The sequence below is a fragment of the Dickeya parazeae Ech586 genome (genome assembly GCF_000025065.1).
GTDB classification, from domain to species: domain Bacteria; phylum Pseudomonadota; class Gammaproteobacteria; order Enterobacterales; family Enterobacteriaceae; genus Dickeya; species Dickeya zeae.
Map to the genome: position 1 here is coordinate 1,812,341 of NC_013592.1, position 20,103 is coordinate 1,832,443.

Annotated in this window: 16 protein-coding genes; 13 read left to right on the top strand and 3 right to left on the bottom strand. The window is 54.9% G+C overall.

Features of this window, described 5'->3' with window-relative positions; translation table 11 throughout:
- Positions 1-41 precede the first annotated feature (41 nt).
- Together DD586_RS07995 and mfd are read right to left on the bottom strand one after the other, a co-directional pair.
- On the bottom strand, positions 42-1,547 hold the full coding sequence (locus DD586_RS07995) for an EAL domain-containing protein (protein ID WP_012884302.1): 1,506 nt from the start codon (positions 1,545-1,547) through the stop codon (positions 42-44).
- 351 nt (positions 1,548-1,898) lie between these two features.
- On the bottom strand, positions 1,899-5,351 hold the full coding sequence (gene mfd / locus DD586_RS08000) for a transcription-repair coupling factor (protein ID WP_012884303.1): 3,453 nt from the start codon (positions 5,349-5,351) through the stop codon (positions 1,899-1,901).
- Positions 5,352-5,479: 128 nt separating this feature from the next.
- Here mfd and lolC point away from each other — a divergent pair, with 128 nt between their 5' ends.
- The 5 genes from lolC (at position 5,480) to cobB (ending at position 10,559) form a co-directional block, all read left to right on the top strand.
- Positions 5,480-6,685, top strand: a complete 1,206-nt coding sequence (lolC, locus tag DD586_RS08005) for a lipoprotein-releasing ABC transporter permease subunit LolC (protein ID WP_012884304.1) — start codon at positions 5,480-5,482, stop codon at positions 6,683-6,685.
- The gene (lolD, locus tag DD586_RS08010) at positions 6,678-7,385 is read left to right on the top strand and encodes a lipoprotein-releasing ABC transporter ATP-binding protein LolD (protein WP_012884305.1); all 708 of its coding nucleotides are present in this window, start codon (positions 6,678-6,680) and stop codon (positions 7,383-7,385) included. The genes lolC and lolD overlap by 8 nt, the downstream gene beginning before the upstream one ends.
- A complete protein-coding gene (lolE, locus tag DD586_RS08015) occupies positions 7,382-8,629 on the top strand; it encodes a lipoprotein-releasing ABC transporter permease subunit LolE (protein WP_012884306.1) in 1,248 nt (415 codons plus the stop codon). Before lolD ends, lolE begins: the two co-directional genes overlap by 4 nt.
- 69 nt (positions 8,630-8,698) lie before the next feature.
- On the top strand, positions 8,699-9,625 hold the full coding sequence (gene nagK, locus DD586_RS08020) for an N-acetylglucosamine kinase (RefSeq protein WP_012884307.1): 927 nt from the start codon (positions 8,699-8,701) through the stop codon (positions 9,623-9,625).
- A 103-nt stretch (positions 9,626-9,728) separates the two neighbouring features.
- A complete protein-coding gene (gene cobB, locus DD586_RS08025; protein WP_012884308.1) occupies positions 9,729-10,559 on the top strand; it encodes a Sir2 family NAD+-dependent deacetylase in 831 nt (276 codons plus the stop codon).
- Positions 10,560-10,562: 3 nt separating this feature from the next.
- On the opposite strand, the gene DD586_RS08030 is transcribed toward cobB, so the two are convergent.
- Positions 10,563-10,817, bottom strand: a complete 255-nt coding sequence (locus DD586_RS08030) for a hypothetical protein (RefSeq protein WP_012884309.1) — start codon at positions 10,815-10,817, stop codon at positions 10,563-10,565.
- A 255-nt stretch (positions 10,818-11,072) separates the two neighbouring features.
- Here DD586_RS08030 and btuC point away from each other — a divergent pair, with 255 nt between their 5' ends.
- The 8 genes from btuC (at position 11,073) to ldtD (ending at position 19,997) form a co-directional block, all read left to right on the top strand.
- Positions 11,073-12,074, top strand: a complete 1,002-nt coding sequence (btuC, locus tag DD586_RS08035) for a vitamin B12 ABC transporter permease BtuC (protein ID WP_208855565.1) — start codon at positions 11,073-11,075, stop codon at positions 12,072-12,074.
- Between the two features lie 144 nt (positions 12,075-12,218).
- Positions 12,219-12,770 carry a glutathione peroxidase gene (locus DD586_RS08040; RefSeq protein WP_012884311.1) on the top strand — a complete coding sequence of 184 codons (552 nt, stop codon included), beginning with the start codon at positions 12,219-12,221 and terminating at the stop codon, positions 12,768-12,770.
- A 2-nt stretch (positions 12,771-12,772) separates the two neighbouring features.
- A complete protein-coding gene (gene btuD, locus DD586_RS08045; protein ID WP_012884312.1) occupies positions 12,773-13,543 on the top strand; it encodes a vitamin B12 ABC transporter ATP-binding protein BtuD in 771 nt (256 codons plus the stop codon).
- A gap of 153 nt (positions 13,544-13,696) precedes the next feature.
- Entirely contained in the window at positions 13,697-14,161 is a 465-nt protein-coding gene (locus DD586_RS08050; protein ID WP_012884313.1) for an NlpC/P60 family protein, read from the top strand.
- 45 nt (positions 14,162-14,206) lie between these two features.
- The gene (locus DD586_RS08055; RefSeq protein ID WP_012884314.1) at positions 14,207-15,223 is read left to right on the top strand and encodes a lipoate--protein ligase A; all 1,017 of its coding nucleotides are present in this window, start codon (positions 14,207-14,209) and stop codon (positions 15,221-15,223) included.
- 327 nt (positions 15,224-15,550) lie between these two features.
- Positions 15,551-16,285 carry an EAL domain-containing protein gene (locus DD586_RS08060; protein WP_012884315.1) on the top strand — a complete coding sequence of 245 codons (735 nt, stop codon included), beginning with the start codon at positions 15,551-15,553 and terminating at the stop codon, positions 16,283-16,285.
- Between the two features lie 235 nt (positions 16,286-16,520).
- On the top strand, positions 16,521-17,972 hold the full coding sequence (locus tag DD586_RS08065) for a protein adenylyltransferase SelO (protein ID WP_012884316.1): 1,452 nt from the start codon (positions 16,521-16,523) through the stop codon (positions 17,970-17,972).
- 321 nt (positions 17,973-18,293) lie between these two features.
- Positions 18,294-19,997, top strand: coding sequence for a L,D-transpeptidase (gene ldtD / locus DD586_RS08070; protein ID WP_012884317.1), 1,704 nt, complete (start codon positions 18,294-18,296; stop codon positions 19,995-19,997).
- Positions 19,998-20,103 lie beyond the last annotated feature (106 nt).

Sequence of the window (20,103 nt, forward strand, 5' to 3'; positions counted from 1 at the left end):
AAAAATCGTGTGTTGTCAGAGACACCGCTTTCCATTGCGGTTCAGGGGTTGTTAAGCCAGGTACGCGCCAGTTCATCAAACGGCAAGGGTCTGGAGAAGAAATACCCCTGCATGAAGTTGATCTGTTTGCGGGATAAGAATTCAGCCTGATATTCGGTTTCCACCCCTTCGGCGATCGTCATCAGTTTCATTTGCTGCGCCAGGTCGATAACACAGTTCACCAGCGTACTGGATTGCGGATCGTTTTCATCGATCATACTGACAAACGATTGGTCGATTTTGATGACGTTGACGTGCAATTTTCTGAGATAGTCAAAATTAGAATAACCAGTACCGAAATCGTCAAGTGCTATCAAGACGCCGGCATCACTGAGTTTTTTGAAAAACGCGATGGTATCTGGCGTAATGTCGACTTTTTCCCGTTCAGTAATTTCAATCATCAGATGCACGTTTTTATCACCGAAGGCGGTGATGAAATTCTGGCAGTCAGTAATAAAATCGTCCGACTGGCAGTGCTGAGCGCTGATGTTAATGGCGATATGTAAATTGTCTGGTAACGTGTCCAGATGCGGCGTCAAATCGCGTACCACACTACTCATTAGCGTACGCGTCAGGGGGATAATCAGCCCGCTTTGTTCGCACAGCGGAATGAAAACATCGGGGGAAATAAACCCGCTTTTCGGATGGTACCAGCGCGCCAGCACTTCCACTCCGTAGATTTCCCGTGATTCATTCGCGATAACCGGCTGGTAATAGGGTAACACTTCCTGATTTTCGATGGCGCGTCGAATACCGTCATAAGGCGAATTAAGGCGTGTTGAATATCGATAGGCCAGCACACCGGAACCGAGGGCAATAAAAAACACCACCAGAAAAGTCATTTTTTCCTGATTCCAGAAATCGGCAATAGAATATTTCTCGTTACTTGGAAACAAAATAGCGAAATGATAGTGGCTGGAGGGGGTAATAACAAAATTATGTAGAGTGTCTGGGGTAAGTGTTGATACTTTATTCTCGCGGGATATCCAGGTATTGCCGACGGATAAATAAAGATCTCGCCGTTTACTCAGTAAATCGAGCACATTCGTCAGGTGTTGACCATGTATGCCGACCCCAACACTGCCTAATGACGTATTGCCGAGATACATCATCAGGGGTTTGTCCGGTGTGACGGAGTTACCGGCCAGCAGCGCCAGTTCCCGCATATGGAAACGCCCCAGCGCAGCGGGGCGGTTATCCACGCCATACAAGGATGAGCAGTACACCACGTCGTTTTTGATCAAACTGACCGTGCGCAGGTGGCTGCCAAGGGCTGCCGTCATATTCAATTGCCGGATAACGTCAGGCGTGCAGGGGTAGGCCAGTAGCGGTTTGCTTTCTTCTACCGCGTCTTTAGCCTCATTGAGAATGTCTTCAATATTACTGATCGCTCGTTGCGCATTGTCATACGCGCCCTGACGATCAGTACGGTAGTCCTGATAATAAATTACCCATAAGCCCACGGCGAACATCGCTAAAAAAGTCAGAAAAGCGATTAGTTTATTCATTGGTTGTGGCCCTTGATCCGACCTTATCGTTGTTTTATATCCATCATCGTTACTATTGCAGGGATAACCCGTCCATCCGTGGACCTTGCCCTGGTGGGCCAACGCGGTGTACGCAAAACGTAATACGTTCTGTCCTGCAATCTGAATATTCTGGATATATATCGGCGATTATTCCTTTGATTTTAGTCGGGCCACAACAATTAGTTCAGAAAAGTCATCAAGTCATTTATACCCGTCATACTGCAAGCTGCAGATGCGTTGGCTTTCTTACTCGGCCTATCAATGGGCTTCACCCTTCGGGCCAACGCATTGCGCTGTTCAACTCGCAATGCGTTGGCCCAGCAACTCGAATCAGGCCACGCACGTATGCTGCGCCATCTCCTCCAGCAGTTGGGTGATAAACGTCAGTCGTTTCGGGTATCCGTCCAACTCTTTGATGAATTTCAACCGGGTCGGGCCATCCAGTCGATACACTTTGGGGTCACGTTGTAACAGGCCGATAAGATGCGTCGGGTCGACGCGATTGTGCTGGCTGAATTCGATGAACCCGCCTTTGTCATTGCCTTCAATGCGTTTGATGCCGAGCGCCTGCGCCTGCTGGCGCAATGCCGCGACCTGTAGCAAGTGGCGGGCGGCGTCCGGCAAGGTACCGAAACGGTCGATCAGTTCCGCTTTCAGGTCATCCAGTTCGTTATCGTTTTTGGCGCTGGCGATGCGTTTATAGAACGACAAACGGGTATTGACGTCAGGAATGAAGTCGTCCGGTAACAGTGCAGGCAAGCGCAATTCGACGTCGGTCTGACTGCTGAGCAGGTCGTCGAGCGACGGTTCTCTCCCCGCTTTGAGTGATTCTACGGCGCTTTCCAGCAACTCCATGTATAGCGAGAAGCCGACGCTTTCCATCTGGCCGCTTTGGTCTTCACCCAGTAATTCCCCTGCGCCGCGGATTTCCAGGTCGTGGGTGGCAAGGGCAAAACCGGCGCCCAAATCTTCCAGCGACGCAATAGCTTCCAGTCGCTTGTGGGCGTCGCTGCTCATTGCTTTGGGATTGGGGGTCAGCAGGTAAGCGTAAGCCTGATGGTGTGAACGGCCGACGCGGCCACGTAACTGATGCAACTGTGCCAGCCCGAAATGGTCGGCGCGCTCAATGATGATGGTATTGGCGCTGGGGATGTCGATCCCGGTTTCAATGATGGTGGTGCACACCAGCACATTGAAGCGCTGATGGTGGAAATCGTTCATCACCCGTTCCAGGTCGCGTTCGCGCATCTGCCCATGACCGATGGCGATACGCGCTTCCGGCACCAGTTCGCTGAGCCGCTGGGCGGCTTTTTCGATGTTTTCCACGTCGTTGTAGAGGTAATACACCTGCCCGCCGCGCAGAATTTCACGCAGCATCGCCTCACGCACCACCAGATTGTCGTACTCACGTACAAAGGTTTTCACCGCCAGACGACGAGCGGGCGGTGTGGCGATGATCGACAAATCACGGATGCCGCTCATTGCCATATTCAGGGTACGTGGAATCGGCGTGGCGGTGAGGGTCAGGATATCCACATTGGCGCGCATCGCTTTAATGCGCTCTTTGTGGCGCACGCCGAAGCGGTGTTCTTCATCGACGATCAATAACCCCAGATCCCGCCAGCGGACATCGCTTTGCAGTAATTTGTGGGTACCGATCAGGATATCCACTTTGCCTTCCTGGGTTTGTTCCAGCACCTGAGTCTGCTCTTTCTGGCTGCGAAAGCGCGACAGCATTTCAATGCGCACCGGCCAGTTGGCGAAACGGTCACGGAAATTGTCGAAGTGCTGCTGAGCCAGCAAGGTGGTTGGTACCAGTACCGCCACCTGTTTATGGTTTTCCACCGCCAGAAACGCCGCGCGCATCGCCACTTCGGTTTTGCCGAAACCGACATCGCCGCACACCAGTCGGTCCATCGCCAATGGGCGGCACATGTCGCTCAGCACGGCGTTGATGGCCTGTGCCTGATCCGGGGTGGTATCAAACGGAAAACCCTGACAGAACAATTGGTACTGCTCGCGATCGTGTTTGAACGCGAAGCCGGTGTGAGCCGCGCGTTGGGCATACACATCCAGCAGTTCGGCGGCCACGTCACGCACTTTCTCCGCCGCTTTCTGGCGCGCTCGCGTCCAGGCGTCGCCGCCCAGTTTGTGCAGTGGCGCGCTTTCTTCTGCGCCACCGGCGTAGCGGCTGATCAGGTGCAACGAGGAGACCGGCACGTACAGTTTGTCTTCCCCGGCGTAATGCAGAATCAGGTATTCCGCCTTGATGCCGCCCGCTTCCAGCGTGGTCAGCCCGGCGTAACGGCCGACGCCGTGTTCAAGGTGCACCACTGGCTGACCCGGGCGCAACTCTGCCAGATTGCGAATCAACGTATCGGTATTGATGGTGCGGCGGCTGTCCTGACGCCGACGGCTGACGCGCTCGCCCAGCAGGTCGCTTTCGCAGATCAGCGCACGCTGGCGTAGGGTGTCAATGAAACCGTGCTCGCTGGCGCCTATCATCAGGTAACATCTGGGGGACGACAGCTGTTCAAGGCGTTTTACCGGCGTCGGCGATAACTTGATGCGGGACAGTAACTCTTGCAAGGTTTCCCGGCGGCCTTCGCTCTCCACCGAAAACACCACCTGCCCGTTAAACTGCTCCACGAAACGGCGCAGCGCATCCAACGGTGATTTATTCTGATGCTGGACCGCCAGATCCGGCAGCGATTGATAGCCCAGATTCAGGTTGGCGGCTTTGTCCGGCAGGGTATCGCTGCGAAGCTGTACGCGTGGCCACTGCTTGAGCTCGGCGAACAGCGTATCAACCGGTAGCCACAGTGCTTCCGGCGACAACAGTGGACGCATCGGGTCGACACGGCGGCTGTCATGACGTTGCTGAACATCCTGCCAGAAACGCTCGGCACCTTGCTGAATATCGCCGGTGTTCACCAGTAAGGTACCGGTCGGCAAGTAACTGAACAACGCGGGCAGCGGCTGGTTGAAAAACAGCGGCTGCCAGTATTCGATCCCGGCGGGCAGAGTACCTTTACTCACCTGCTGATAGATATGTTCGGCGTCGCGCCTGACCTCAAACTGCTCGCGCCACTGGCTGCGAAATAGCTCAATGGCGTTTTTGTCAGTAGGAAATTCCCGTGCAGGCAACAAATGAATCTGTTCGACTTCATTCAGAGTCCGTTGGGTATCGGCGTCGAACAGTCGCAGGCTGTCTATTTCGTCATCGAAAAAATCAATACGAAACGGCTCTTCGCTCCCCATCGGGAACAGGTCAAGCAACGCGCCGCGGGTGGCGAATTCACCATGCTCCATCACCTGATCGACGCTACGGTAACCGGCCTGCTCCAGTTGGCTGCGTAGCCGGTCACGAGACAGGCGCTGGCCTTTTTTCAGCATCAACGCATGGCCGTGCAGGAACGCGTGCGGGCATACTTTCTGCATCAAGGTATTGACCGGCAAGATCAACACGCCACGTGTCAGCGAGGGAAGCTGGTAAAGCGTAGATAGACGGGCGGAGACGATTTCCTGGTGGGGTGAGAAGCTGTCGTAGGGCAGCGTTTCCCAATCCGGCAGCATCATGACCGGGTGGCCGGTAAATTGCTGAATTTCGTCGCGCAACCGCAGGGCATTTTGCATGTCGGGCGTAATCAGCACCACCAGTCCGGTGTGACGTTCAACGATTTCTGCGCATTCGACGGCGCAGGCGGCACCGGTAAGCTGACCCAGCAGGCGTTGTTCGCCCGCTTTGCCAGGCAAGGTATAGCGATATTGTTCAGGCATCATCCGATTATCAGGTCTCGATATCCACTAAGAAAAAGTCGGGAAGAGAGAGGCTTAGGGTTCCATAAAGCGGTACTACCCTTTATTATCCTTGTTCACTTTGCTTTAGCAACCTCATCCAGACGGATTTCATGTATCAACCTGTCGCACTTTTTATCGGCCTGCGCTATATGCGAGGGCGGGCCGCGGACCGCTTTGGGCGGTTTGTTTCCTGGTTGTCCGCCATTGGCATTACCCTCGGAGTGATGGCGCTGGTCACCGTCTTGTCGGTGATGAATGGCTTTGAGCGGGAACTGGAAAACAGCATTCTGGGGCTGATGCCTCAGGCACTTATCACGACGCCGCAAGGCTCCCTGAACCCTCAGACATTGTCTGCCGCGTCGCTCTCTGGCTTGACGGGCATCAGGCGTATCGCGCCGCTCACCACCGGCGATGTGGTGCTGCAAAGCGCTCGCAGCGTGGCAGTAGGGGTGATGCTGGGTGTCAACCCCGATGAACAAGAGCCGTTGGCGAACTACCTGACGCATGGCGCGTCATTACAGCAACTGCAGCCAGGGCAATACCAGGTGATCCTCGGTGAACAACTGGCTAACCAGCTTGGCGTTAAACCCGGCGATCAACTGCGTTTGATGGTCACCAGCGCCAGTCAGCTGACGCCGATGGGGCGGGTGCCCAGCCAGCGTTTGTTTACCGTGGTCGGCACGTTTTATGCCCATAGCGAAGTGGATGGCTACCAACTGTTGGTGAACCAACAGGATGCATCGCGTCTGATGCACTACCCGCTCGGCAACATCACCGGCTGGCGGTTGTGGCTTGATCAGCCTCTGGCGGTGGATACGCTGAGCCAGCAGGCATTGCCGTCAGGAACGGTATGGAAAGACTGGCGCGAGCGCAAAGGGGAGTTGTTCCAGGCAGTCAGAATGGAGAAAAACATGATGGGGCTGCTGTTGAGCCTGATCGTGGCTGTCGCGGCGTTCAATATCATTACCTCACTGGGTTTGCTGGTGATGGAGAAACAAGGCGAGGTTGCCATTTTGCAAACGCAGGGGTTGACCCGGCGGCAAATCATGGCGGTCTTTGTGGTTCAGGGCGGCGGCGCGGGTGTGGTGGGCGCGCTGGTCGGGGCGATACTGGGTATGGTGCTGGCCAGCCAGTTGAATACGCTGATACCGATGCTGGGGCTGTTGATTGACGGTGGTTCGCTGCCGGTACAAATCCAGCCGTTGCAGGTGATCGCCATTGCGCTGGTCGCCATGCTGCTGGCGTTGCTTTCCACGCTTTATCCTTCCTGGCGCGCGGCCGCCACCCATCCCGCAGAGGCTTTACGTTATGAGTAATTCACCTTTATTGCAGTGCCGTCAGCTGTGTAAACGCTATCAGGAAGGCAACCTGTCGACCGATGTGCTGCGCGATGTGTCATTTGAAATGCAGAATGGCGAGATGATGGCGATTGTCGGCAGCTCTGGATCCGGTAAAAGTACCTTGTTGCATTTGCTGGGCGGGCTGGACGCGCCGACCTCCGGTGAGGTGGTGTTCAAGGGTAACACGTTGAATCAACTGTCAGCGGCGGCGAAAGCGGCACTGCGTAACCGCGAACTGGGTTTTATCTATCAGTTTCATCATCTGCTGCCGGATTTCACCGCGCTGGAAAATGTGGCGATGCCGCTGCTTATCGGTAATGTGGCCCCCAAAGAGGCCAAAGAACGCGCGCAAACCATGCTGGCGGCAGTCGGTCTGGCACAGCGCAGTCAGCACCGCTCTTCTGAATTGTCCGGTGGTGAGCGCCAGCGTGTGGCGATTGCCCGCGCGCTGGTGAATAACCCGTCACTGGTGCTGGCGGACGAACCGACCGGTAACCTTGACCAGCGTACTACCGATGCCATTTTTGAGTTACTGGGTGAGCTGAACGTACGTCAGGGGACTGCGTTTCTGGTGGTCACCCACGACCTGAGTCTGGCCCGCCGTCTCGGCCGACAACTGGAAATGCGTGATGGACAGTTGCAGCAGGAGTTAACCCTGATGGGGGCGTCGCAATGACCTTTCCTCCGCTTTCGCTGCTGGTTGGGTTGCGTTTTAGCCGCGGGCGTCGTCGCAGCGGTATGGTATCGCTGATTTCCGTCATTTCCACCCTTGGCATCGCACTGGGTGTCGCGGTGTTGATAGTCGGACTGAGCGCGATGAACGGTTTCGAGCGTGAACTCAACAACCGTATTCTGGCTGTTGTACCGCATGGCGAGATTGAAGCGGGCGAGCAGCCGTTTCGCAACTGGCAACCGTTGTTGCCGAAAATCGAACAGGTGCCTGGCGTGGCCGCTGCCGCGCCTTACGTCAGCTTTACCGGCCTGTTGGAAAACGGCGCCAGTCTAAAAGCTATCCAGTTCAAGGGCGTGGACCCGCAACAGGAACTGAAGCTCAGCGCGTTACCCACCTTCGTGCAGGATAACGCCTGGTCGCGTTTTCATGCCGGGGCGCAACAGGTGATTATCGGGAAAGGCGTGGCGGATACGCTGGGCGTCAAAAGTGGCGATTGGGTCACGGTCATGATCCCCAATAGCGACCCGCAGATGAAGCTGTTGCAACCCAAGCGCATTCGCCTTCAGATAGCGGGTATCCTGAAGTTGAGCGGTCAGTTGGATCATAGCCTGGCACTGGTGCCGCTGGCAGATGCCCAGCAGTATCTGGATCTGGGCGATGGGGTGACCGGTATCGCCATCAAAGTGCAGGACGTGTTCGCCGCACAGAAGGTGGTGCATGACGCCGGTGAAGCCACCAATCTCTTCGTGTATATCCGCAGTTGGATCGGCACTTATGGGTATATGTACCGTGATATTCAAATGATCCGCACCATCATGTATCTGGCGATGGTGTTGGTGATTGGGGTGGCCTGTTTCAACATCGTTTCCACGCTGGTGATGGCGGTGAAGGACAAAAGCAGTGATATCGCGGTATTGCGCACACTGGGAGCGGGCGATGGCCTTATCCGCGCGATTTTTGTCTGGTATGGACTATTGGCCGGGTTGCTCGGCAGCATCGTCGGCACCGTAGTCGGGATTGTGGTCACGCTGCAACTGACGCCGATCATCCGTGGGCTTGAAACGCTTACCGGTCATCATTTTTTGTCCGGCGATATCTATTTCATCGATTTCCTGCCGTCCGAGCTGCATATGTTGGATGTGGTTATTGTGTTGGGAACCTCGCTGGTGTTGAGTCTGATAGCCAGTTGGTATCCGGCCCGTCGCGCCAGCCGTATCGATCCGGCGCGCATATTGAGCGGGCAGTAATCTGAAACGCCATTGCCTGAGGGCAATGGCGTTGTTTTTTGTCCGACGTGCGACGTGAAGGGGGCATCCATGTACTACGGTTTTGACATCGGAGGCACCAAGATAGAGCTGGCGGTATTTGACTCCGGGCTACAGCGTATCTGGCAAAAACGTATTCCGACCCCCCGTGATGATTATGAGGGTCTGCTGAATGGCCTGCTGGCGTTAACACGCGAGGCGGATGCGTTGAGCGGGTGTCAGGGAACCGTCGGCGTCGGTGTGCCGGGCATGGAAAATGCGGATGATGGCACCTTGTTCGCGGCTAATCTGCCCGCCGCGATGGGGCGACCGTTGCGCGCCGATCTCAGTCAGCGACTACAACGTGACGTTCGGCTTAGTAACGATGCCAATTGCTTTGCACTCTCAGAGGCCTGGGACAACGAATTTCGTGCTTACCCGGTGGTGCTGGGGATTATTCTCGGCACTGGTATGGGCGGTGGGCTGGTGGTGAACGGCCGGGTCGTCGACGGGAAAAACGGTGTCGCCGGGGAACTGGGGCATTTTCGTCTGCCGGTCGATGCGCTGGATATTCTTGGCGAGTCTATTCCTCGGGTGCCCTGCGGCTGCGGACGTACCGGTTGTGTGGAAAATTATCTGTCCGGTCGCGGGTTTGAATGGCTGTACGCGCATTTTTACCATCGTACGTTGTCGGCACCTGACATTATCCGTGCCTTCTACGCCGGCGATCCGCAGGCGCGAGCGCATGTCGATCGCTATCTGGCGTTGCTGGCGGTGTGTCTGGGAAATCTGCTAACGTTGATTGACCCGCATCTGGTTGTGTTTGGCGGCGGGTTGTCGAATTTCGATGAAATTTACCGTCAGTTGCCGCAGCGATTGCCCGACAGTCTGTTGCCGGTGGCTCGCGTCCCGCGTATTGAGAAAGCACGACATGGCGATGCAGGCGGCGTGCGTGGCGCGGCATTGCTACACTTGATGAGTCCGTCGCTGTCGTCCTGATGTGTATGCGGCGATGGATAACCCCGCTCTCAGGGCGGATATAAAGCGAGACCGCTGTAAATCGGCAGCGGTGCGCGTAAGACAGACAGGCTAAGGAGCAGACATGCACTCGCGTCAACGATTACACCGTTTTCGGCAACGAAAACGTCTGCGTCATCAGCGTTTGTGTGCCCGCATTTTTCATCTTGATTATCTGGTGGTCAAAAACGTGAATAAACCACGTGTTGTTGTACTTACCGGAGCAGGGATTTCTGCTGAGTCCGGTATTCGCACGTTCCGTGCGTCGGATGGGTTGTGGGAAGAACATCGGGTGGAGGATGTCGCTACCCCGGAAGGGTATCATCGCGATCCACAAACGGTTCAGAATTTCTACAATATGCGTCGTCGGCAGCTACAGCAGCCGGAGATTGCGCCGAATGCTGCGCATCTGGCGTTGGCGGAGCTGGAAGCCGCGCTGGGCGACCATTTTTTACTGGTCACCCAAAATATTGACAACCTGCATGAGCGCGCTGGCAATAAGCGAATCATCCACATGCACGGTGAATTGCTGAAAGTGCGTTGCAGCCACAGTGGACAAGTCTTTGAGTGGACAGACGATCTATCTGTCGACGATCGCTGCCATTGTTGCCAGTTCCCGGCACCATTGCGTCCGCATGTGGTGTGGTTCGGTGAAATGCCGTTGGGTATGGACCACATCTACCATGCGTTGTCACAGGCGAATGTGTTCATTGCCATTGGGACATCAGGCCATGTTTATCCGGCGGCAGGGTTTGTACACGAAGCGCGGGTGCACGGTGCCCATACCGTGGAACTGAATTTGGAACCGAGTGAGATCCAAAGCCAGTTTGATGAACACATTTATGGCCCCGCCAGCAAGGTTGTCGTGGAGTATGTCCATAGCTGGCTTGCGCGGCATGGGTTAACGTCAGGCTGAATCTCAACCTGAGTCTGCCGAACGGGCCGCCCAGCGCGGGCGCGTGCCGACCGGCGCCGGTTCGGCCACTGGTGGGCGTTCCTGCATCAGCGCATCACGGCGGGCGCGCAGGCACTCTTCAAGCTGGTCAAACGGCAGGTTGGCTTCATGATTATAAAAGCTGTATTCGCACTCGACGCAGGCGTCGGATGGCTTGCTATCCCGACTGAGGCCTTGGCGTCGGGCGCGATGCAGCATGCGCAGAAAAGATGCCAGCATAACATTACTCCGCAACAGGGTAGTGAAAGTCTCTCTATTAAGGTAGTTGATATTTATTAGAACGAAAAATAATCAAATTAGATGAGATAATCACATTTCATACCATACCGTAGAGGGTCGCCGTCCTGGTTGCTGGCGGCAGGCTTTGCGGGCCGCTTTCCATTCTTTGGCGAAATTTCCCGGCATCAGCTTGATATCACTGTGGATATGCGCATTATGGTGCCATTGTCCGATTTCTTCATGACAGGCTCTCTCATGCTCTCTAACCCGGCAGGCTATACCCAACTGAAACAGCAGCGGCGGCGGCGTGATCGCCAGCGCTTGCTGGGGTTATGGCTCTTGCTGGCCGTAGGGGTAGTGGTGAGCCTGTGTGCCGGTGAGCGCTGGATTGCGCCGACACACTGGCTGGACCCGGAATCCTCGCTTTTCATCTGGCAGCTCAGGTTGCCGCGGACACTGGCGGTCATGTTGGTGGGGGCAGGGCTGGCAATGAGCGGCGCGGTCATGCAGGCGGTGTTTGATAATCCGTTAGCCGAACCCGGATTACTGGGGGTTTCCAACGGGGCGGGCGTGGCGCTGGTCATCGCGGTGTTGCTTGGTCATGGGATATTGCCAGTCTGGAGCCTCAGCCTGTGCGCCATCATCGGTGCATTACTGGTGACATTGCTGCTGTTGCGTTTTTCCCGCGCTGGCGTTTCCAATGCGCGCTTGCTGCTTATTGGCGTGGCGCTGGGCATTATTTGCAGCGCGTTGATGACCTGGGCGGTGTATTTCAGCACCAGTCTCGATCTACGCCAGTTGATGTACTGGATGATGGGGGGGTTTAGCGGTGTAGACTGGCGTTACAGCGGGTTAATGCTACTGATGCTGCCTTTGCTGGTCTGGCTGGCGCGTTGCGGCGGGGTACTCAACCATCTGGCGCTGGGCGAGCAGGCCGCCCGGCAATTGGGTGTCGCGGTATTGTACTGGCGTCATATGCTGGTGCTGGTGATGGGGGCGTTGGTCGGCATCAGTGTGGCGCTGGCTGGAGTGATAGGGTTTGTCGGGTTGGTTATCCCGCATATTTTGCGCTTGTGTGGGCTGACGGATCAGCGCTATCTATTAACCGGGTGTGGTCTGGCTGGTGCCGTTGTGTTGATGCTGGCGGATACGCTGGCGCGGACTCTGCTGGCCACGGCGGAACTGCCGGTTGGCGTGGTCACCGCCACACTGGGGGCACCCTGGTTTATCTGGCTGCTGTTGCGCCATCAGGTGTGATTCCGCCTGGTATACGTTATGACGCCATGACCCGCCGACAGCGCATCGTTTCGATAACATAAATCGGTTTACTACCATCAGTTGATTCGATGATATCCGTTAGTTTGACAACATCCGTTAGTTTGACAACAACAGGAACAGACAATGAGCAATGACATCTATGCAATTCCCCTGCAAACCATCGACGGCCGCCAGACATCACTGGAAAACTGGCGTAATAATGTGCTGCTGGTCGTGAATGTGGCCTCACAGTGTGGGCTGACCCGCCAATATGAGGCGCTGGAGAATCTGTATGAAACCTATCGTGATCGCGGGTTCGCGGTGCTGGGTTTCCCTTCTAATGAATTCGCCGGGCAGGAACCGGGTAGTAACGAAGACATACAGGCCTTCTGCCGTGGGACTTTTGGCGTCGAGTTCCCGATGTTTGGCAAGATTGAAGTCAATGGCAGTGGCCGCCACCCCTTGTATCAGACACTGATTCAGGCTCAACCGCAAGCGCTGCGGCCGCAAGGCAGTGAGTTCTACGAGCGCCGTGTCAGCAAAGGTCAGGCCCCCGCATACCCTGGCGATATTCTGTGGAATTTCGAAAAATTCCTGATTAATCGCCGTGGCAATGTTGTGGCGCGTTTTTCACCGGACATGACGCCGGATGACAGTGCGATCATCAAGGCGATTGAACAGGCGCTGGCGCAATAATCGTGACGAGCCAACCCCTGCTGAGCCTCAACCATGTCAGTGTCGCCGGGCGGTTGTCCTCAGTGACGCTAGGCTGCCATAGCGGTGAGCTGGTGCATATTATTGGTCCCAATGGGGCCGGTAAGAGTACGTTGCTGGCGCTGATGGCCGGGCTACAGCCGGGAGAAGGCGAAACGCAGTTGTTGGGGCAGGCGATGGCGGTGTGGTCGGCGCGCGCTCTGGCAAGAGTGCGGGCTTATTTGCCCCAGCAACCTGGTGCGCCGACGTTAATGCCGGTATTCCAGTACCTGCAACTGCACCAGCCACCGTCAGGTGAGGCGGATGAGGTGGATAGGGTGGTTCAGCGGCTGGCGGAGCGGCTGTCGCTGGTCGATAAACTGCGCCGTCCGTTGACGCGTTTGTCCGGTGGTGAATGGCAACGGGTCAGACTGGCGGCGGTGTTGTTGCAGGTTTGGCCGACATTGAATCCATCCGCCCGGTTATTGTTGCTCGATGAGCCTGTCGCCAGCCTGGACATCGCCCAGCGCGTTGCGTTGGATGCGTTGCTGGCGGAGCTATGCCGTGCCGGTATCACCGTGGTGGCGTCAGGTCATGACCTGAACCACAGCTTGCACCATGCCGATCGCGTTTGGCTGTTGTCCGGCGGTGAAGTGGCTGCTCAGGGGGCTGCCGACGAGGTGATGCGGCCAGAAACGCTATCGTCGGTTTTTGGCATCGCCTTTACCGATTATGTACTGGAAGGGCGGCACTGGATGCTGGCGCAGCAGGAGTGATAAACGGTGCGATAAGCGGCGAGATAATCGCCGTAACGTACCGTTAAGACAGAAAAATTCTCTGTTCTCGGACGATTAACGTCAGAGCGTGAATGATAATATGTCGTAATTCGGTTTTTGTGGGTCATCCCCGGTAACAGTGAGCATAACGGCATGAGGTTCTGGAGAGTCTGGCTAACAGTGGTGGCATTGTTTCTGGCCGGGTGTAGCAGTCATATTCCGCAGAGTACCCGTTTGGGTGATACCAGCGAGGTGCGCTCGCAACTGCACGCTCAACTGGCGCAGTGGCGTGGTACGCCGTATCGCTATGGCGGGCTGGATCACAATGGTATTGATTGTTCCGGCTTTGTTTATCTGACCTTCCGCGACCGATTCGGTCTGACGTTACCGCGCTCTACCGAGGAACAAACTGAAATCGGCACCCGCGTTGACCGCAGTGACTTATTGCCCGGCGATCTGGTCTTTTTCCGCACTGGCAGCGGCGAAAACGGGCTGCATGTCGGTATCTACGACAGTAATGACCAGTTTATCCACGCTTCTACCAGTCGCGGTGTAATGCGTTCATCGCTGAACAACGTTTACTGGAAACGGGCCTACTGGCAGGCCCGCCGCATCTGATTTTACGGCCGCCTGACGGTGGCCTGCTGTTTTCGGAGCCTCGTCATGCCCGCACTACGTTTGTTGATTTCCGACTCTGTCGATCCTTGGTTCAATCTGGCCGTGGAAGAGTGCATCTTTCGGCAAATGCCGCCGACGCAGCGAGTGCTGTTTTTGTGGCGAAACGCCGAAACGGTGGTGATTGGGCGGGCACAGAATCCGTGGAAAGAGTGCAACACCCGACGGATGGAACAAGATGGCATCAAGCTGGCCCGGCGCAGTAGCGGCGGTGGGGCGGTGTTTCATGACCTGGGTAATACCTGCTTCACCTTTATGGCGGGTAAACCGGGTTACGACAAAAGTGTCTCGACAGGGATCATCTTGCGCGCGCTGTCTGTGCTGGGAGTAAAGGCACAGGCGTCGGGGCGTAATGATCTCGTGATTGAAACGGCGGATGGTGTCAGGAAAATTTCCGGTTCGGCCTATCGGGAAAGTATTGACCGGGGATTCCATCATGGAACCTTGCTGTTGGCTGCCAACCTGTCGCGTCTGGCGGATTACCTCAACCCGGATAAAAAGAAATTGCAGGCGAAAGGCATTGCATCAGTACGTTCACGCGTGGCGAATCTGGTGGAATTATTGCCGGATATTCGCCATGAAACGGTGTGCAACGCCGTGACACAGGCGTTTTTCGAACACTATCAGGCGGCGTGTCAGCCGGAGATTATCTCGCCAGATGCGTTCCCTGATCTCCCGGGGTTCGCTGAGCGGTTCGCGCATCAGAGCAGTTGGGAATGGAATTTTGGTCAGGCACCGGAGTTTAGCCATACGCTGGATACCCGTTTTGACTGGGGCGGTGTAGAACTGCATTTTGATGTGGAGCGTGGTGTGATCAGTCGTTGCCAGCTGTTTACCGATAGCCTGAATCCTACCCCGTTGGAGGCGTTAGCCGCACGGTTGAGCGGTACCTTTTACCGCCCTGAAGCATTGCTTGCGGTAGGAGAGCAATTGGCTGTGGATTATCCGCAACAACACAATGAAATACGTACACTGACTGTCTGGTTATCGGAAAACGTGCGTTAATAATTTGAAATCTCTATTAGGGGTTTGTCTGAAAAGTGAAAAACGGATTGTTTTTAGACAGAGCCAAACGATAAATTAACATCGGTTTGGGCAGTAACCAACATGGTATTCGCGTGAAAAGGATGAGGATTATTTATCATATATTCTTACGGGTGTTTAGGCGTAGTTGAGTGATTAGACGCAGTGCCATCGACCCGCTTTGAATATTATTGTTAATAATCTTTAATGCTTCTGGAGTGATAGCAGCGAATAGGATCAGGTCAGGCAGCGCATTTTGTCTGACTGCTCGTTACGGCGGGTTCATCTTTTAACTCTGGCTATAACACTATGCGTATCCAGCTTGCAGTTGACTATGTCAGTCAGTATCACTTTTCTCCGATCTATCATCTGGACTCACGGTTACTGGCACTGGAGATGAGCGGACGTTTCAAGAACGAATCAGGTGGGTTCTCCGTCCCGCAGGCGATTTTACTGGGTATGCTGAATCGCCGCCAAAAGCAGACGTTGCTCAGAGAACAACTGGCGATCCTCAAAGAGAAATCAGCCTGGTTTATCCGTCATCGGGTTGCGGTGGTGCTGAAAATCGATCACACGCTGACGGAATTTCTGGTCGACGATACGTTGCTGGGGCGGGAATTTCGCGCGCTGCCTTTCCTGCAGCTTGAAATTAATGAGAATTTCCCCGATATATCATCCGGACGGGATAATCCTCTGCTGATGAAATTAAGTCAGTCGTTCCATTTATGGCTGGATGATTTTGGTTCCGGCAAAATGAATATGAAACCTTTCTATGACGGTGTCATTTCCAGTGTGAAAATGGATACGGCATTTACTAATAAATTATTAACGCGTCCTGTTTGTGTGTCTATTATTAACCCTATGTTACTGGCAATGAGAAAACAATGCCCCTCGCTAAAGGTGGTAGCAAAAGGGATAGATAATGTCGCGGGTTTTGAGAAGGCGCTTGAACTGAATGTTAACGCCGTTCAGGGGCAGTTATGGCCTTCTGTGTCGCCAGAGGCGCTGGATAATGTAGTGATGCCGGTAGCCTGTTACGGTTGACAGCTATCCTCGGTTGACCACTATCCTTTGACTACTATACTGGCGGATGCCGCACCCAGTGCGGTGTGGCATCTACCATGGCTATGTCGGCCCCGGTTATGTGATATGCACGCGCTTGTATGTTCCTATCCAACGTAACGTTTCTGTCGGTGTGTTCTTATCGGCTAATAGCCCTGTAGTTACTCCGTGTTAATTCTCCCGTTGCAGTTCTACACTGATGAAAAAGGGGGACGTTATGCCACATGACCTGCCGTTCAATAATCACTATCACCAGCAACTGCCGGGATATTATACCGAGCTGACGCCAACGCCGTTGCATGGCGCGCGGTTGTTGTATCACAACGTGTCCCTTGCGCAGGAACTCGGGTTATCCGCCGACTGGTTTGAAGGCGATAACCAGCGTATCTGGAGTGGCGAACGACTGTTGCCCGGTATGGCGCCGTTGGCTCAGGTGTACAGCGGCCATCAATTCGGCGTCTGGGCCGGGCAACTGGGTGATGGCCGCGGCATCCTCCTTGGGCAACAGCAACTGGCGGATGGCCGCACGCAGGACTGGCATCTCAAAGGTGCCGGGCTGACCCCGTATTCGCGTATGGGCGACGGTCGGGCCGTGTTGCGCTCCGTTGTGCGCGAATTTCTGGCATCGGAAGCGTTACACCACCTTGGTATTCCCACCACGCGCGCGTTAACCATCGTCAGCAGTGATCATCCGGTGCGACGTGAGCAGGAAGAGCGCGGGGCGATGCTATTGCGGGTGGCGGATAGCCATGTCCGTTTCGGGCATTTCGAACATTTCTATTACCGGCGTGAACCCGAGCAAGTCCGTCAGTTGGCAGAATACGTGATTGCCTGTCACTGGCCACAGTGGCAGCAGGACGCCGATCGCTATTATCTGTGGTTCAGTGATGTGGTAGCGCGCACGGCGAGGTTGATTGCACACTGGCAGGCGGTTGGATTCGCCCATGGAGTGATGAATACCGACAACATGTCCATTCTCGGGTTGACTATCGATTATGGCCCGTTCGGGTTTATGGACGACTATCAGCCCGATTATATTTGTAATCATTCGGATCATCAGGGGCGTTACGCCTTCGACAACCAACCCGCAGTGGCGTTATGGAATCTGCATCGTCTGGCGCAATCGCTGTCAGGGTTGATGCCCGTGGAGCGGTTGCAACAGGCGCTGAAGGGGTATGAATCTGCATTGATGCAGCGATTCGGTGAGCTGATGCGCGCTAAACTGGGGTTTGATACGCCGCAGGCGCAGGATAACGATCTGCTGGTCGGCTTGTTGCAACTGATGAAGCGGGAGCGGGCGGATTATACGCATATTTTTCGTCTATTGTCGGAAACGGAACGGCACAGCAGCCACTCCCCACTGCGCGATGTCTTTATCGACCTGGCGGCATTTGATGGGTGGTTCAGTGCGTATCGCCAACGGCTGATGCTGGAAAGCGCGGATGATACCGAGCGTCAGCAACGGATGAAACAGGCTAATCCGCGTTATATTTTGCGTAATTATCTGGCCCAGCAGGCGATTGATCTGGCAGAAAAAGAGGATGTCAGTGCGCTTGCCCGTCTGCATCAAACGCTGCAACAACCCTATGCCGAGCAACCCGATAAGGCTGATTTGGCCGCGTTACCGCCAGACTGGGGGAAGCATCTGGAGATTTCCTGCTCCAGTTAGATTCGTTTCGTCGGTATGCAACGCGGGTGAAGAAAAACACGATAACTGACTGTATGATGATGGGAATTACGGGGCCAGGGGACTCGTTATTTCCTATGACACGCCGTAAAATCAATGTAAGTCAGGGCTGCATCCTCCGTTTTTCCTGATGCGGGTTCAGCGACAAGGTCAATGCGTTGATGCATGGACGTCGTGTGTGGTAACCGCTCATCGGTGTGATGATAACGTGGATGCGAAACCATCCTGGCTGACAGCAACAACGCCAGTGGCTAAAAACGGCGTAATAAAAGCCGTGTCATTTTAAGTACAGGGGATAAATGGATGTTGGTAGTCAAACGAAATACGCAAAGACGGCTTTTGCGAGTAGCCGGTTCGATTTGGTTGGGTAGCGTATTGACTTCGTTTTCCGTTCAGGCGGCTTCACCCATGGTGTCCGGGAATGTGGCGGCGTCAGCGGTGACCCAAAATCACGCCTCCCAACATGATTCCTCTGTCACGGCAGGGTTGCCTGCCGGTATTACCCCTTACTACCTGAATGAGCTGACTGCGCTCTATTCGCGCCAGCATAAACGGCCGATATGGGGCGACACTCAGGCGGTAAAAGCCTTCCAGCAACAACTGGCGGAAGTAGCGCTATCCGGTGTTCAGCCGCAATTTACCACTTGGGTGAGCTGGTTAACCGATCCTAAATTGAACGGTTTTGCTCGCGATGTGGTGCTGTCTGATGCCATGTTGGGGTATATGCAATTTGTTGCCGGGGTAGAGAAAAATGGCAACAGTTGGCTATACGGCAGTGTTCCTTACAAACTGGCATTACCGCCGGTAGCGATGATGGAACAGTGGCAGCGGGCGATGGCGTCAGGTAATGGGGCTGCGTTTATTGCGTCACTGGCTCCCCATCATTCTCAGTATGCGAAAATGCATGTGGCACTGAAAGACATGCTGATGGATAAACGCCCCTGGCCGAAGCTGATGCTGGCGGATTCGTTGCGCCCCGGTGATGAAAGTAACGGGTTACCGGTACTGAGAGAAATTCTGTTGCGTACCGGCATGCTCAGCCAGAATAGTGCGGCTATGCCGCTGTTTAACGAGGCTTCGCCGGGTAATGCGTCCCCCTTGCGTTATGAGGGCGAACTTGTCGAGGCGGTAAAACGTTTCCAGCATTCACAAGGGTTGCAGGACGATGGCGTTATCGGCAAGCGTACCCGTGACTGGCTCAATGTGTCGTCGCAGATGCGCGCGACGCTGCTGGCGTTGAATATCCAGCGTTTGCGGCTGGTGCCGGACAATGTCAACAGCGGTATTATGGTCAACATCCCTAACTACTCGCTCATCTATTATCAGCATGGGGCGGAGATTTTGTCGTCCAGGGTGATTGTCGGCCAGCCTAAACGCAAGACGCCGTTGATGAGCACTTCACTGAGCAATGTGGTGATGAACCCGCCGTGGAACGTGCCTACTACGCTGACGCGTCAGGATATCATTCCCAAAGTGATTCAGGATCCAGGGTATCTGCAGCGCCACGGTTATACGGTGTTGTCGGACTGGACCGAGAGCGCCCAGCCTATCGACCCATCCATGATTGACTGGCCGATGGTGTCAGCCAGCAACTTCCCTTATCGCTTGCGTCAGGCACCGGGCGACAGCAATTCGCTGGGGCGCTATAAATTTAATATACCCAATACGGATTCTATCTATTTGCATGACACGCCTAACCATGCGTTATTCCAGAAAGATATCCGAGCGTTGAGTTCCGGGTGCGTGCGTGTTAACAAGGCTTCAGAACTGGCGGCGTTGTTGTTACAGGATGCCGGCTGGAACAATGCCCGCATTTCATCAACCCTGGAGCAGGGGAATACGACCTACGTGGCAGTGCGCCAGCGGATACCGGTGAACTTTTACTATCTCACCGCCTGGGTGGCTGACGATGGCAAGCCGCAGTTCCGCACAGATATTTACAATTATGATGACACGGTGAAAACCGGCGCACTGGCTTTGTCTAAAGTGGGATTATTATTACAGTAACTATCCGTAATTCGGGCAATTCCTGAATCGCGGCGGCGGGGTGGCGAAGTGGAAGCCAGTGAGAGTGGGCGTCGGTGCGCGGGTAAAGCGGGTTGACGGACCACTC